Genomic DNA, 14793 nt, shown 5'->3' with positions numbered 1-14793 from the left:
CCACCGATGAGGTGCCGGTGGCGGGTGGGGCGGGGCCGTTGGGGCCGGTCATCGCGGGGTTGCTGGTGCGGGAGCCGGAGCGGCGTCTGTCGGCGGCGGACGCCGAGCGGATGCTGCGGGCGAGCGCCGCCGAGACCGAGACCGAGAACGTGTCGCGGGACGGCCTCGCATCCCCGGTCGGGCCGGCCCCTGCCGTGCGCCCCCGGAGCAGCGGCACCACGACCGCCCCCGTCCGCTTGCCGCGCCCCCGGCGCCGCCGCGCCCCGCTGTGGACCGCCGCCGCCCTGGTGCCCGCCCTCGCCGGCGGGGTCGTGTACGCCGTCCCGCATTTCGGCGACCGGCACCACGGTACGGCGGCCTCGCCCTCGTCCCCGCCCGCGGTGACCACCCCGGGCACGCCCTCCTCCGCCGCGGGCCCTTCCGCGTCGCCGGCACCCTCGTACACACCGCCCCCTGTCCCGGACGGCTACCACCTCGTCGCGGAGCGGGACCGAGGCTTCTCCGTCCCCGTGCCGGACGGCTGGAAGCGCCAGGTGAGCGACGACGGGCGGCAGTTCGTCTACGTCGACCCGACGGGGCTGGTGGGCCTGCGGGTCGCGGCGCTCGACTTCGCGGGCCCCAGCCCGCTGCAGCACTTCGAGGACGTCGAGGAGCAGATGGTCCCCGACCTGGAGGGCTACGAGCGGCTGCGGATGCAGAGCACCCGGTGGCGCGGGCGGCCCGCCGCCGTATGGGAGTTCACCTTCAAGGGGACGGCCCGGGACTTCCGGGCCGTCGATCTCGGCTTCGGGCAGCCCGGGGAGCGGGAGTTCACGGTCTACCTCTCCGCTCCGTCGGACCGATGGGGCTCCTACCGGGCGGTCTTCGACAACGCGGTCGCCGGACTCCGCCTCGACGGCTAGGCGCCCGGGACGCGCGTCCCCCCGCCGCGAGCGCCCATCGGACACCAACGTCGTGTCCACTGCCGCCGGGGGGCAGCCGGATCGTCCGAACCGCGACCCCGACGCGCTCAGGCCCCGACGGGCTCCGAGCCGGCGTCGCGCTGTGCGGGGTCGCCGGCTTCTGCGGCCCCGGCCGGTACCGAGGGGGCGGCGTCCGCGAAGGTGCGCAGGTGCGGCCGGCGGTCGCGGCGGACGTCCCCGGCGACGAGGGCGACGACAGCCGCGGAACCCACGAACTCCAGCAGGCTCTGGGACGTGTCCACGAGGGACTGCGGCACCGTGCCCGCCGCGTGCGCCCACAACTCCGTGAGCGCCGACGGCATCATGAACAGCGACAGACCCACGGAGAAGCCGGTCGCGACGGGGCGGCGCCGGGCGGCGAGGAACATGCCGGCCCCGCACAGCACCGTCAGGCAGGCCCACTGGTAGGGGGCGGAAACGCCGAGCACCGCCCGCCCGGTGCCCTTGCCGACGAGCAGCTCGCCGAGCGTGCCGGGCCCGACCTCGAAGGCCGTCACCGCGTTCCGGCCGATGTAGAAGACGTTGAGCACCGCCAGCAGCAGGCCGGAGGTCGTGGCCGTGACCTTCACCGGGCGGATCCCGCCGCCGGAGACCGCGTCCGCGGCGGCCCCGTACTCCATCTGCCGCGCCAGGACCAGGAGCACGCCGAGGACGAGGGCCAGCACCACGGCGACGGCGGCGGTGCCGCCGACGGCGCTCACCGAGGCACCCGTGAGCGTGCCGAACCACGGGTCGGAGGGCGAGTCGAGCAGGAAGTACCAGACCGCGGGCAGCCGGAAGCCGAGCGTCACCGCGCACGCGGTCACCAGCAGACCGCCGGCGCCCCGGGTCTGATGGAACGTCGCCAGCCCGGCGCCCAGTTGCAGCGCCGCCAGGCCGAGGTCCAGTGAGGACGTCGCCGACAGGCCGGGCGCGTCACCGGCCGTCCACAGCGCCCATGCCCCCGGCAGGCCGCGCACGACGACGTCGTGCACGAGCCAGATCGCCGTCTGGGCGAACAGCGCGAGGCTCAGCACGGCCATGGCGACGCGTACCTGATGGAACGACACACGCGGATGGTTCACGGTGTGCGGTCTCCTTCGACCTCGGACGGCGGTTGATGCACCAGGGACCGGGCCGCACGGCGATGCGCGAGGCGCAGGGGGCGGCGGGGAGATCAGCATGACAAAGCGTCAGAGGCGATGGCCAACGCCCCCGCGATATCGGCACATCCCTTCCATCGCCGGGCGCTGATCTTCCATTCGGGCGTGCCGGGACGCCCGGTCGGCACCCGCGTCAACCGCCGAAGGACGATTCGTCAACGCGCAGTCGACGAGGCGTGAACAACCGCCGGATTGACTGAGGGGAGCGACAGCACACCACGAACGCAGACGACGGAACGGATACACGGTGGACGTCAAGAAGGTGCCGTGGAAGCGCCGGCAGGCGGATCTATGTCCCGTGCGCCGGCAGCACCGGCTGAATGCATGTGCATCTATTTAGGTGCCGGGAATTTCTCCGGTGTCATCGGTCGGTAACCGATCACGGATGGGGTCGTCACAGGGCCCCTGCGTGCCTGGTCCGGTGCCGGGTGAACGGTCAAAGTGAGGGACATGGCGGGGAAAGGCCTCGCCGGCGTCAAGAAATTGGGGTTATTCCGATGCAGGTTTCGACTGCCCGCCGTGCCGTTCCCGTTCTCGCTCTGGTCGTGGCCGGTTTCGCCGTGACGGCGTGCGGACCGGATACGAAGGACGCTTCCGGAGCCGGATCGTCCCCGTCCTCGGCGGCGGCGCCCTCCGAGATCGCGTCACCGGCCCGTGGGAATTCGGGCGACGGCGGTTCGGACGGGGAGGGCCGGGATTCCGGGGCCGGGTCGCCCGACCGTTCCGCGGGACAGGATTCCGTCGCCGATTCCGGCTCGGGGCGTGAGGGCGGAGCGCAGCGGTGCGCGTCCGCGCAGCTCTCGGTTTCCCTCGGGGACAAGGACTCCGGCGCCGGCACGACGCATTTCCAGCTGGTCTTCCGGAACACGGGCAGGACGGCGTGCACGCTCACGGGCTTCCCCGGGGTGTCCTTCCACGGGCGTGACGGCGGGCAGGTGGGAAATGCCGCGGAACGCACCACGGGGACGCCGGTCGCCACCGTGACCCTGGACCCGGAAGCCCGCGCCGTCGTCGACGCGCAGGCGCCGAACGGGCAGGCCGGGTACTCCGACGACGTGTGCGCGCTGCGGAGCGTCAACTACCTCGGCGTGTTCCCGCCCGGTTCGAAGGACCAGATCAACGTGGCGTGGAAGGCCCCGCAGTGCAGCGGCCGGGGCGCGGGTGGCCTGAAGGTCGGCCCGGTCCGGCCCGCCCGCTGACCCGCGCGTTTCGGGGGATCCGGCCACCGGGCCGGTGGCCGGATCCCCCCGGCGGTCCGGGGCCGTGACGCATGGAAGCGGAGTGCCGGTCCCACGTTCCACGTGGGGGGCGATCTGGCACGGTCGTACTATTCGATGAGCGGTGCCGTCGGAAATAATGCCGACGAGCAGCCGTCGACGCGCCCGTGGCGTGTCGTGCGAGCTGTGCCCGCCTCCGCTGTGCGGTGTTGCCGTCGGCTGACGTGCACTCCTGGCGCCGGGCGCACCCGGTCGTGAACGACCTCGCGGGCAATGAGGCCCGTCTCGGTGACAACCTTGTCAGGGGTGCCGGAGCGTGCTGTGGCCCACTTGGGTACGGGCGCCCGGGTGCGGCGTACTCATCGTCGGGAATCGGCTGACGTGCTCGACATCCCCTTGTGCGGGGGTGTGCCGACCGGGCGGCCGATCAGGGTGAACAACATCAATTCAGGTTTCACGTCGATCGCTCAACGCGTTGTGCGGCGGGTGACGGGGCGATCGCGGGAGGATACGGGTGGAAGGTCAGCGGACGGCGGGCTCGGTGAACCCATCTCCGGTTCACGACAGCGCGATAAACTACCGGGAGAGAATGAGCCTCACGGCCGAACAGGCGCAAGTTTCCGAGCGCCATTTCTCGCAATGGGAGCGGGGCCCGTTCTCGCACCTCATACGCCTTGCCGTTCCTCGTCCCGCCGTTCACCGCGGTTTTCGATTCGCCGCGAAGGGGCACCTCATCGACGGCCTGCTGTCCGCGCAGGTGTACTGCGATTCACTGACCGGGGTATCGGGCAACAACCACGACCGGGATCCGATCGTGGCCGATCTGGTGACCTCGGGCTGGATCGAGTTCCTGGGCGGGAAGAAAAGGCATGCGGTCAGGCCCGGGCAGATCTGCATTCGCGACACCAAGTCCTCCTGGGAGTTCTCCTGCTCGCCGGCGACGACCGCGCACGTCATATCGATCCCGCGGCACCTCGTCGTTCCGCACCTCGGATCGCTCAAGGCGCTCAGCGACGCGTACGTGTCGGACGTCGACGTCCCCGAGGTCCGGTTCTTCGTCAACTTCCTTGAAACGATCAAGAGGAGCAGCGGTGAACTGGAGGGTTCGGTCGCCGCGCAGCGGATGGCCAGGGACGCCCTGGCCACGCTGTTCTCCCGGATCATCTCGGAGCGCCCCGGTCCGCGGCTGGACGACCACCCCGGGGCCGTCGTGGTCGCCGCCAAGAACGTCATAGAGAAGCACCTGGAGAGCGGTGACCTGTCCCCTCCGATGGTCGCCCGGAGCGTCGGGGTGTCCCTGCGGACGCTGCACCGGTGCTTCTCGGCGTCGGACGACTCCGTCATGGCGTTCGCCCGGCGGAGGCGGTTGCAGAGGGCGCACGACGAGCTCATGAACGTGGGCGGCGGGGCCGGGATGTCGGAGATCGCGGCGCGTTGGCACTTCTCGGACGCCAGTCACTTCATCAGGCACTTCAAATCGTTCTACGGGGCCACTCCGGCCGCGTACTTGAGAGACCAGAGAAAGGTCGGTCCGTCATGACCCGAGTCCAGGACCCGCTCGCGCCGGTCGCATCCGCCTACACCGACGTCGTGGAGGGACTGGCCGGCGTGGCCACCGGGCGCACCCGCAGGGGTGCGGGCGGCGCCCTGCTGGCCGTCACCGGGGCGCCGGTCGCCTCGCTGAACGGCATCCTCGCCCCGGCGCTGGAACCGAGTGCGGAAGAGATAGCAGCGCTGGCGGCCTCAGAGCCGTGGGACGTCCCCTGGAGCATCTACGTGCGCGGGGTGCCCGGAGCCGAGGTCACCGAGGTGGCGGCACGGCACGGGCTGACCCGGTTCGACCGCACACCGCTCATGATCAGGGACGCAGCAGAGGGAATGCCGCCGGAGCCCGTCGACGGGTCCCTGACCGTCCGCGCGCTGGACGGCGGCGAACTCGGCCTGTACGCCCAGGTGATGGCGGAGGGCTTCGAAGCACCGTACGCGTTCTTCAGCATGTTCGCCGATCCGGGCGTCGCCCGCGTCGAGGGCTTCACCTGCTACCTGGCCGAGGTGGACGGCGTTCCGGTGGGGACGGGGCTGGGAGCCGTGGCCGGTGGTCTGACGGGGATCTTCAACATCTCCACGCTCCCGGAGTACCGGCGCCGCGGCTACGGGAGGGCCGTCACCATGGAGATCGTGCGCGCGGGCCACGCCGCCGGTGCCACCACCGCGTACCTCTACGCGAGCAGCATGGGCGAATCCGTGTACGCCTCGGCGGGCTTCCGCACCGAGGAGCAGCTGACCATGATCTCGGCTCCGCAGCAGGCGTGACGACCGGTGCGGCCCGGCCGGACGGCGTCCCGCGTCGCCGGGCCGGGCCGGGGCACCTGGAGTCCCCGCCTTTCACGGCCGCCGGGGGAAGTCGTGCACCATCGCCACCCTCGGCTCCAGGACCTGCCGTGGCACCGTGTGGTCCGTGTGGACCGCCACCGGCATGGTCACCACGACCTCCAGCGAAGGCTTGAGCTCCCCGCCGAGGGCGGCGGACCGGGTGTCCGCGCCGGATCGGGGCCCGTCCTGCCGGGTCCCGATCACGAGGGGAACGGTCAGGCCGAGGTCGGCCAGGGCTCCTTCGAGGTACCCGGCCGGCAGTGACTCGTGGGGGAGCAGGCAGGACAGGACCGCGGAAAGGAGCCGGTGCTCGTCCTCGGCGCGGTCGGCCCACGCCGTGAGCAGGTACGACAGCCGGAACCAGCGGGGCGGTCGCCGATGCGCGGTGAACGTGCCGGCGGGATCGCGCAGTGCCGCCGTACCGTGCTCCCGAGCGGCCGTCTCCTCCCGCACGTCGTAGAGGTGCGCGTTCACGGTGGGAGCCTCGCGCCGGGTCGCCCAGGCGCGGGTGGGAGCGTCGAAGACGATGTCCGCGGCCCCGCCCGGCAGCGCCCGCGCGGACAGCAGGCGCCGCAGCGCCTCGTCGACCTCGTGGATCACCGGTGGGCTCCCGGGGTGCCGGCGCGTGCGCCCTCCGTGAGGCGGGGCCGTGGCCGCCGGGTGATCGCCTCGGCCGCCCTCCCTGCCTTACCTGTTGTGCCTGTCGTGCCTGTCGTGCCTGTCGTGTGTGCCGCCATCGTCGTCACCGCCCTGTCCCACGCGTTCCGGGCGCCGGGCCGGTGGGGGTCCGGCCCGGCGCCCGGCCGGGCCGTCAGTCCTTGCTGTCCTTGGCCTTCGTGCCGTCGGGGGCGACGGCGAACCAGGTGCCGCCGACGCCCTCGCCCTTGGTGTCCCCGGCCGCCGTGTCCTTGGAGAACTTGTAGACCGGCCAGCCCCCTATGGTCAGCTGATGTGTGCCGTCGGGCCTGGTGACCGCGGAGATCGTGCTGCTGTCCAGCCCCTTGAAGGTGATCTCGTCGTTGACGAGGACGGGCGGCCAGGTGACCGCGCAGGCGTCGACGCAGGTCGCCTTCGAGGGATGTGCGGAGTCCGGGTCGAAGCGGTAGAGCGTCCTGCCCTCACCGTCCACCACGGTGCTGCCGAGACCGTCGTTGTGGCCGAGCTGCACGGTGGCGGGCCAGTAGCCCCCGGACGGGTTGGTCGACCCGGACCCCTGACCGCCGGAGGCGCCGTTACCGGTACCGCCGTTACCGGTACCGCCGTTCGCGGCGCCGCCGGATCCGGCGTCCTGCGAGGCAGCGGCGGGCGCGGCGGGAGCCTGGGACGCGGATCCGCCGTCGGGGTCACCGCATCCGGCGAGCAGCAGGACACCTCCGAGTGCTGCGGCCATGCCGAGCGATGCGTAGGAACGCGACATTGCTTCTTCCCTTGCTGTGTTCGTACGAGCAGGTGCACACGGCACGCGGGGGCGCACCGCTCCCACGGGGCGATGCCGTGCCACCGACAGGCAACCGCGCGGGCATCCACGTTCCATGGACGTCTCGTTGACGACCCGTTCGCGGGCGACCCGGCGCGGCTCCCGGGGCGGCCGGGAGGCAGGACCTATCCGCCCCCGTCCAGCTCCTTGATCCTGGTCCGGATGTCGTCGCCCCGCCCGTGGCCCATCGCGTCGAAGGCGTCCAGGGCGTCGCACCAGGCGTCCCGCGCGTCCGCCGGCCGGCCCATGCTCCGGTAGGTGTCGCCGAGCCGGCCGAGGGTGTCGGCACTGCCGTACAGGACGCCGATCGCGCGGTAGCGGGCGAGGGCCTCCCGGTAGGCGGACACGGCCTTCTCGTGCCGGCCCAGTCGATGATGCGCGTAGCCGATGCTGTCGTGGGTGTCCGCCGAGCCGCACACGTCACCGACCGCGTCGTGCAGGGGCACGGCCTCCCGGCAGTGGACCAGGGCCTGGTCGTACTGTCCGAGCAGGGCGTGGTACCAGCCGACCGCGTTGAGCGAGCGTGCCGTCGTCACGGCGTCGCCGCTCGCCCGGCTCAACTCCAGCGCCCGTGAGGCGTGGTCCAGCGCGCCGCGTACGTCGCCCAGGCGCTCGGCCAGCCATCCGGCCTGGCGGTAGGCGTTCGCGGCGGTGGCGGCGTCCCCGGTCCTGACGAACAGCTCCACCGAGCGCGCCATGTGCCCACGGGCCTCCTCCATGCGACCGAGCGTCGCCGTCGCCCGGGCGAGCCCCAGGAGGGTGTGCGCCTCGGCGAGCAGGTCCCCCAGGCGGTGCGTCGCGCCCAGGGCCGCCCGGTGGGTCACCTCTATCTCGTGCCATCCGAACCGGCGGTCCAGGTAGGGCCTGACGGCCCAGGCGAGTCGCCACGCGTGCGTGTCGAAGGACCGGTCGGAGGCCAGGCCGACGCAGGCGACCAGCGCGGCGTGCTCGGCGTCGAACCATCGTCGTGCCGCTTCGCCGCCGCCCCCGCGGGCGAACTCCTCGACGTACGCGCCCGGCGACGCCGGGGGTATGCCGATGTCGTCCCGGCCGGAGGTGAAGAGCCGCCTCGCGTGGCCGGCGCTGTGCAGGTAGTGGTCCAGCAGCCTGCGGCGCCCCGCGTCCTGTTCGTCCTCCGTCTCCGTCGAGTCGAGCAGTTCGGAGGCGTACGCGCCCAGCAGGTCGTGCGAGGCGAACCGGCCGGGGCAGCGCTCGTCCACGAGATGGGCCTGGAGCAGTTCGTCCAGCAACCGGCGCGTGTGCGCCATGGAGAACCCGCCGAGGCTCGCCGCGGCACCCGGCCCGATGTCGGGGCCCGGATGGAGCGCGAGCATCCGGAACAGCCGCGCGGCATCGGTGCCGAGCGCCCGGTAGGAGCAGGCGAAGGCGGCGCGGACGTCGGCCGCCGCGTCGCCGCTGCGGAAGGCGTCGAGGTCACCGGCGCTGTCGTGCAGTTCCGCCGCGATGACCGACAGCGGCATGGCCGGGCGGGTCACCGCGCGGCCGGCGGTGATCGCCAGCGCCAGCGGCAGCCGGCAGCACATCGCGACGATGTCCGCGACCGCCTCGGGCTCGGCCGCCGTCCTGGTACCTCCGAGACGACGCGTCAGGAGGCTGTGTCCCTCCGACGCCGACAGCACGTCCAGGGGGATCGGCCGGGCACCGTCGACGGCCACGAGGCCGGCCATCTGGTCGCGGCTGGTCACGATCACCAGGCAGCCGGGCGCCCCCGGCAGCAGGGGCCGGACCTGGGCGGCGTCGCGCGCGTTGTCCAGGAGCAGCAGCACGCGCCTCCCGGCGAGCCAGGTGCGGTGCAGGGCCGCCAGCGCGTCGACGTCCTGCGGCTCGCTCCCGACGCTGGCGCCCAGGGCGTCCAGCACCGTGCGCAGGGCCTGTTCCGCGCCGAGCGGAGGACCCGCGTGGTCGAAGCCCCGCAGATTGAGGAAGATCTGCCCGTCGGGGAAGCCGTCGGCGACCTGCCGGGCCCAGTGGACGGCGAAGGCCGTCTTCCCGACGCCCGCCATGCCGGTGACGACGCTCACCGCAGCCCCGCTCTCTGCCGGCAGGACCGTCGCGACGGACAGTTCGGCCTCCCGGCCGACGAACGGCGCCGGGCCCGCGGGCAATTGGGCGGGCGTCGCCGCCGCGGAGGGGACCTGCCCGCGGGCGATGTCCACCTGCTCCGCAAGGGCCTGCTCCGTACGGGCCTGGGCCGTACGGGTCCGGTCCGCCGGGGCGACGAGATCGCCGTCCGCACGCAGCACGCGCTGGAACATCCGCTGGAGGCCCGGGCCGGGGTCGACGCCGAGCTCCTCCGCCAGCAGTTCCCGTCCCTCGCGGTAGGTGGCCAGGGCCGCAGCCTGCCGTCCCGACCGGTAGAGGGCGAGCATCAGCATCTCCCGGAACCGCTCGTCGAGCGGGTGCTCGCTCACGAGGCCGGTCAGCTTGCCGACCGCCTGCACGTGCGAACCGAGGTCGATCTCGGCTCTCATGAGCATCGCCTCGCCGGACAGCCGTTGCTCACCGAGCCTGTGCCGCTGGGAGTCCGCGTACGCGCCGCGGACTCCCGACAGGGCCGATCCCTGCCACAGCGCCAGGGCCGCACGTGCGTGCCCGGCCGCCTCCTTCGGGCTCCCCGCGTCGAGGGCGCGCTCCGTCCGGGTGAGCAGCTCCTGGAAGATCCCGAGGTCGAGTCCGTCCGGTGGCATACGGAGCTGGTAACCGCGCCCCACGGACTGGATCGTGGAGGACGCGCCCTCCCCGGCGGGGGCCAGCGCCCTGCGCAGCCGGTGCACGTAGGTGCGCAACGTGCCCAGCGCGGAGGCGGGCGTCCGCGTACCCCACACCGCGTCGATCAGTTCGCCGGCCGACACCTGGGCACCGTCGGCCAGCAGGAGCGCGGCCAGCACCGCTCGCTGCTGGGGCGGTCCCAGGTCGACCTCGTCCGCACCCCGCCATGCCCTGACCGGCCCCAGGACGGCATAACGCAACTGGTCCTTCAATGGTCTTCCTTCTGGGCATCCCTGATGCCACGCCGTGTGCGGCGGGCCGCCCGCGCCGAGGCCGGCCCGCGGGAACCGCCTTACGCGCCGGTCGGTCGCCAGATCCAGCTCGGCCGCCGATAGGCGATCCCGAAGCCGTACCGCAGCATGTTCCGGTAGGAGGGGTTCGGGTCTTCCGGGGTCGAGGGCCCGGTCTCCACGACGAGCCACTCGCAGCCCGCCTCCCGGGCCGCCAGGGCGCGGGCGTGGATGAGGGCCCCCTGCGCCCCGAGGTCGCGCGCCTGCGGCAGGGTCCCTCCCGCGAAGAGGGAGGCCACCCGGCCGTGGATCCGGAGGTTGCCTCCCGCGACGATGTTCCCCTCGCCGTCCCACACACCGAAGGGACGCCATGAGGGATGCCCCGCCGTGGCGACGGCGGCGGGCGGGAAGCACCGTCCGCCGATCCCCGTCGCGGTGGCGACCGTACGCGCCCACTCCGCGGCGTGCCGCGGTCGTACGACCTCCACGGACAGGCCGTCACCCGGTCGGAGGGAGCGACCGGCGGCGATGACGTCCTCCACCGGAGCCGCGAACTTGACCACCCCCGCGCTGCCCCGCAGCGCGAACTTCTCGGCGATCCGGTCCCAGTCCGCGGGCAGCACGGAGGGCGCGAACTGCAGAACGGCCAGGCCGGGCCGGTGAGCCGTGTAGAAGTCGAGCACGTCGGCGACGAGGCCCGCCGTGACCGGTGTCCCGAAGCCGAACCCGAGCGCCCTGCTCCAGAAGCTGTCGGGGTCGTCACCGACCGACAGGCAGACGCCTCCGTGGAGCCGTGCCGCCGCCATGGCCAGGTCGACGCGGTCCTGTCCGGCCACCAGACCCTCGAACTCGAACATCTCCTCCGCCTCCGCCGACTCCAGGAGGGGAAGGATGCCGCTCGGAATCTTCATGGAACCCCCGTGATGCGCCACTCGCCCCCGTGCCGCCCCCGCGCCCGCCCGGACCGCCCCGCGATGCGCGGGGCCGCCCGGGGTTTCCGCGACCTGGGCGAAGTCTTCCGGCCCCAGTTTTCCCGGCCGTCACGGCGATTAATAGAACGGACGTGCCAAATGTGTTTCCCCGTCGGCCGCTTGGCGCGGGGAGCTCCCCGGCCGCCTCACACGACGGTGGTGACGACCGCGTGACGGTCCCTCAGGAGCGGGATGATGCGCTCCAGGGCGAGGCCGCGGAAGTGGGGGCTGTCGCGGTGGGCCTGGAGGGCGGCCCGGTCCTCGTAGCGCTCGACCAGCACGATGTCCCCGTCGTCGGTCCCGTCCGGGTGGAAGACCTGGTAGCCCAGGCAGCCCGGTTCGTCCCGGGAGGCCCGTACCAGTGCCGTGAGCGTGGCGAGGACGGTGTCGCGGCTGCCGGGCCCGGGGCTCCACCGGGCGATCACGACGACCTGGCCCGGCTGGGCGTCGGTCAGCGGCCACGTTGCCTCGGGGGTGTCGTTCATCGGCTCGGTGCTCCCGTCGTCCGCGGCGTGGATGGCACGCACACCGGCCACCCAGGGGCATGGTGGCACCCGTCCACGGGGAGGTCGCTGCCCCGAGGGGCGTGTCCCCTCCCCTTCGCCCGGAGGCCGGACACCGTGGAATCGCCCCCGGATCTCCGAGGCGGGGCCGGACGGCGGTTTCGCCGATGAGCCGGCCATCGATCCACGGTGACGCCAGGACGGCACGCGGGTTCTATGGGGGCGGCGGTGTGCCCGGGGATAGTGGGAGCGGTGGCCGCCGGCCGATGCGTCTGCGGACCGGCCCTGCCCTGCCTCGCCCGGGGTTCGGTGCTGCCGTCCGCCCGGGCCGCATGCCGGGGCCCGGACGAGCCCGGCGGGGAGCGGCCGGCCGCGACGTCCGTCTGCGGACCGCGCGGTGAAGTCCCCTCGCCCCCTGACGCCGGAAGGATCCGATGGCAGCCCCTCCTGACGAGCCGGCGGCTGCGGACGACGAGGCGGGGGCCGTGCGCCGTCCCGGCCCCGCACCGCTGCCCCGGCGGACGCGGAGGACGCGGAGGACGAACGCGATTGCCGAGGCCGACGCCACCAGGAGCCGGAACCCCCCTGACCGGTCCACGCACAGGACCGTGACGATGCGCGCCGGCCAGGCCGCCGCCCTTCCGGTCGAACCCGAGGACACGTCCGGGGGGTCGCCCTCCGGCTACGCGGACGGATTCGCGGCCGGGCTCGCCTTCGCCTCGTACCCCGAGGCGCCCGCTGCCGAGGGCGGTCCGACGCCCGGGGCCGAACCGCATGGGAACGCCGGCCGGGAGGGGACCGCGCCCCGGCCTCCCCCGGCCGCAGGCCCCGCCGGCTGCTGCCGGCGGGTGCCTGTCTGGCGGCCGGCCTGCTGGTGTGCGTTCCCTTCCTGGTACCGGGTTCGGACTCCGGCGAGGGCGGTTCGACGGCCGCCCCCCGCCCCGGCTCGGCGCCGGGCATCGGGTCCTCCCCGGCCGGAACCGTCCCGGCGAGCCCGCTCGACGTGACACGACCGTCCCCGGGACGGACTCCGGGGCAGCCGTCCGCGGGCGTTGCCGCGAGCGACGCCCCGCCGTCCCCTCGGGATCCCGAGGTGGGCGAGGCCGCCCCCAAAGCGGAGAGCGGCGAGGTTCCCGCCTCCGTGGGACCCTCCTCCTCCGAGGTGGTTCCCGGTGTGGCGATACGGAGTCACGCTTCCCGAAGGTGCATCGACGCGGGCTCCGCGGAGGGCGTGCCGCTGAGGCTCCGGGACTGCACGGTCGGCGCCGGACAGTCGTGGCGGATCGTTCCGGAGGACAGGAGCATCCGGATCGCGGGTACGTGCATGGACGTCGCGGGCGGATCCACGGCCGACGGTGGGCCGTCCAGCTGGCCGACTGCAACGGCGCCGCATCCCAGAGGTTCCGGCTCAACCCTGCCCACGACCTGGTCAACCTCCAGGCCCACAAGTGCGTGGAGGCCATGGACGCGCACGGAGGCCGGCACGACGCTGCGGCTGTGGACCTGTACGGGCGCGGACAACCAGAAGTGGAGCGCCGGCTGATCCCCCGGCCCGCGGGTCACGCGGCAGGGGCAACGGCGACCGCCACCGTGGGCAGGACCGGCCGCGGGCGGTCCGTCCCCGTCGGCCGCCCGCCGTCAGGCCGGCGGAGGGACGCCCCGTTCGCGCCGCGGCCGCAGTATCACCAGCGCGAGCACGAAGGCCGCGGCGAGCAGGGCCGCGCCGGTGCCGAAGGCGAGGCGGAAGCCCGCGGTGAGGGCGGACGCCGCGTCGTGCCCGTCGGCGACGAGGGCGTGCGTCCGGGAGCCGGCGAGGGTGGACAGGACGGCGACGCCGAGGGCACCGCCCACCTGCTGGGTGGTGTTGAACAGGCCCGAGGCGACCCCCGCGTCCTCGGGGCCCGCGCCGGACATGCCGAGCACCGTCAGCGCGGAGACGGCGAGGCCGAAGCCGGCCGCCAGCAGCATCGTGGGCAGCAGGTCGGCGGCGTAACCGGCGTGGACGGGCAGCCGGGTGAGCAGACCGAGTGCCACCACCAGCAGGGCGAGCCCGGTGAGCAGGACGCGGCGTTCGCCGAAGCGCGCGCTCAGCCGGGCGGAGAGCAGCAGCGAGACGGTGCCGATGGACAGCGCGGCGGGCAGCATGGCCAGCCCCGTGGCAGCGGCACCGTACCCCCGGACGTTCTGCAGGTAGAGCGCCATGAGGATCTGGAAGCCGAAGAGGGCGGAGATCATCAGCACTTGGACGAGGTTGGCTCCGGAGACCTCGCGTGAGCGGAACATGCGCAGCGGCAGCAGCGGGGACGCCGCCGTCGCCTGGCGGACCACGAAGGATCCCAGGAGCGCCGCGGCCAGGGCGGCGAGGCCGAGGGTGCGTGCGGAGGCCCAGCCGTGACCGCCGGTCTGGACGATCGTGTAGACGCCGGTCATCAGGCCCGCCGTGACCAGGAGTGCGCCGAGGGCGTCGGCGCCCCGGGCGGGGGGACGTGCCGGGTCGGGTTCCAGCACGCGCGCCGCCAACAGCGCCGCCGCCAGCCCGATGGGCAGGTTGATGAAGAAGATCCAGTGCCAGCCGGCGGCCTGGGTGAGCACACCGCCGAGCACCTGGCCGATCGACGCCCCGGCGGCGCCGACGAAGCTGAACGCGCCGATGGCCCGGCCGCGTTCACGGGGTTCGGGGAAGAGCGTGACGAGCAGGCCGAGGCTGACGGCTGAGGTCATCGCGCCGCCGATGCCCTGGAGGAAGCGGGCGCCGATGAGCACGGCCTGCCCGGTGGCGAGGCCGCACAGGAGGGAGGCCCCGGTGAAGACGGCCAGCCCGGCGATGAACATCCGCTTGCGCCCGAGGAGGTCGCCGAGCCGTCCGGACAGCAGGAGCAGCCCGCCGAAGGCGATCATGTAGCCGTTGACGGTCCAGGTCAGGTCGGCGGGGGAGAAGTGCAGGTCATGCTGGATGGCGGGCAGTGCCACGGTGACGATGCTGCCGTCCAGGATGATCATCAGCATCCCGGCGCACAGAACCGCGAGGGCCAGTCCGCGGGATCGGTGGTCGGGGGCGGCTCCCGTGGTCGCCGCCGCGGGCGAGAGCTGTGCGCGTAAAGGCATGGCGTCGTCTCCTGGTTGTCGAG

The 14793-nt window shown here is 73.4% G+C and carries 12 protein-coding genes; 5 read left to right on the top strand and 7 right to left on the bottom strand.

Annotation, left to right across the window (positions count from 1 at the left end):
- A partial coding sequence (locus ACFV3E_RS25025) for a serine/threonine kinase C-terminal domain-containing protein (protein WP_500536670.1) occupies positions 1-902 on the top strand: 902 nt, incomplete at its 5' end.
- 107 nt (positions 903-1009) lie between these two features.
- Here the strand turns inward: ACFV3E_RS25025 and ACFV3E_RS25020 are convergent.
- Entirely contained in the window at positions 1010-2026 is a 1017-nt protein-coding gene (locus tag ACFV3E_RS25020) for a hypothetical protein (RefSeq protein WP_500536669.1), read from the bottom strand.
- A gap of 398 nt (positions 2027-2424) precedes the next feature.
- Here ACFV3E_RS25020 and ACFV3E_RS25015 point away from each other — a divergent pair, with 398 nt between their 5' ends.
- The 3 genes from ACFV3E_RS25015 to ACFV3E_RS25005 all read left to right on the top strand — a co-directional run bounded on the left by ACFV3E_RS25015 (position 2425) and on the right by ACFV3E_RS25005 (position 5634).
- Complete coding sequence (locus ACFV3E_RS25015) at positions 2425-3303, top strand: DUF4232 domain-containing protein (RefSeq protein ID WP_500536668.1); 879 nt, start codon at positions 2425-2427, stop codon at positions 3301-3303.
- A gap of 832 nt (positions 3304-4135) precedes the next feature.
- Positions 4136-4861 (top strand): helix-turn-helix domain-containing protein, encoded by a 726-nt coding sequence (locus ACFV3E_RS25010; RefSeq protein WP_500536667.1) that lies wholly within the window; start codon positions 4136-4138, stop codon positions 4859-4861.
- On the top strand, positions 4858-5634 hold the full coding sequence (locus ACFV3E_RS25005; protein WP_500536666.1) for a GNAT family N-acetyltransferase: 777 nt from the start codon (positions 4858-4860) through the stop codon (positions 5632-5634). The genes ACFV3E_RS25010 and ACFV3E_RS25005 overlap by 4 nt, the downstream gene beginning before the upstream one ends.
- Positions 5635-5706: 72 nt before the next feature.
- On the opposite strand, the gene ACFV3E_RS25000 is transcribed toward ACFV3E_RS25005, so the two are convergent.
- The 5 genes from ACFV3E_RS25000 to ACFV3E_RS24980 form a co-directional block, all read right to left on the bottom strand.
- Positions 5707-6294 carry a Pvc16 family protein gene (locus ACFV3E_RS25000; RefSeq protein WP_500536665.1) on the bottom strand — a complete coding sequence of 196 codons (588 nt, stop codon included), beginning with the start codon at positions 6292-6294 and terminating at the stop codon, positions 5707-5709.
- A gap of 211 nt (positions 6295-6505) precedes the next feature.
- On the bottom strand, positions 6506-7111 hold the full coding sequence (locus ACFV3E_RS24995) for a hypothetical protein (RefSeq protein WP_500536664.1): 606 nt from the start codon (positions 7109-7111) through the stop codon (positions 6506-6508).
- 185 nt (positions 7112-7296) lie between these two features.
- Complete coding sequence (locus tag ACFV3E_RS24990; RefSeq protein ID WP_500536663.1) at positions 7297-10173, bottom strand: AfsR/SARP family transcriptional regulator; 2877 nt, start codon at positions 10171-10173, stop codon at positions 7297-7299.
- 80 nt (positions 10174-10253) lie between these two features.
- Positions 10254-11102, bottom strand: a complete 849-nt coding sequence (locus ACFV3E_RS24985; protein WP_500536662.1) for a GNAT family N-acetyltransferase — start codon at positions 11100-11102, stop codon at positions 10254-10256.
- Between the two features lie 206 nt (positions 11103-11308).
- A complete protein-coding gene (locus ACFV3E_RS24980; protein ID WP_500536661.1) occupies positions 11309-11698 on the bottom strand; it encodes a putative quinol monooxygenase in 390 nt (129 codons plus the stop codon).
- Positions 11699-12539: 841 nt separating this feature from the next.
- Here ACFV3E_RS24980 and ACFV3E_RS24975 point away from each other — a divergent pair.
- Positions 12540-13208, top strand: coding sequence for a ricin-type beta-trefoil lectin domain protein (locus ACFV3E_RS24975; RefSeq protein ID WP_500536660.1), 669 nt, complete (start codon positions 12540-12542; stop codon positions 13206-13208).
- Positions 13209-13303: 95 nt separating this feature from the next.
- Here ACFV3E_RS24975 and ACFV3E_RS24970 read toward each other — a convergent pair whose 3' ends face one another.
- Positions 13304-14770: an MFS transporter gene (locus ACFV3E_RS24970; protein WP_500536659.1), complete on the bottom strand. Its 1467-nt coding sequence runs from the start codon at positions 14768-14770 to the stop codon at positions 13304-13306.
- Positions 14771-14793 lie beyond the last annotated feature (23 nt).

It is taken from the genome of Streptomyces sp. NPDC059718 (assembly GCF_042733315.1).
In the GTDB taxonomy this organism is placed as follows: Bacteria; Actinomycetota; Actinomycetes; order Streptomycetales; family Streptomycetaceae; genus Actinacidiphila.
This window is presented reverse-complemented; position numbering and strand designations above follow the sequence as displayed.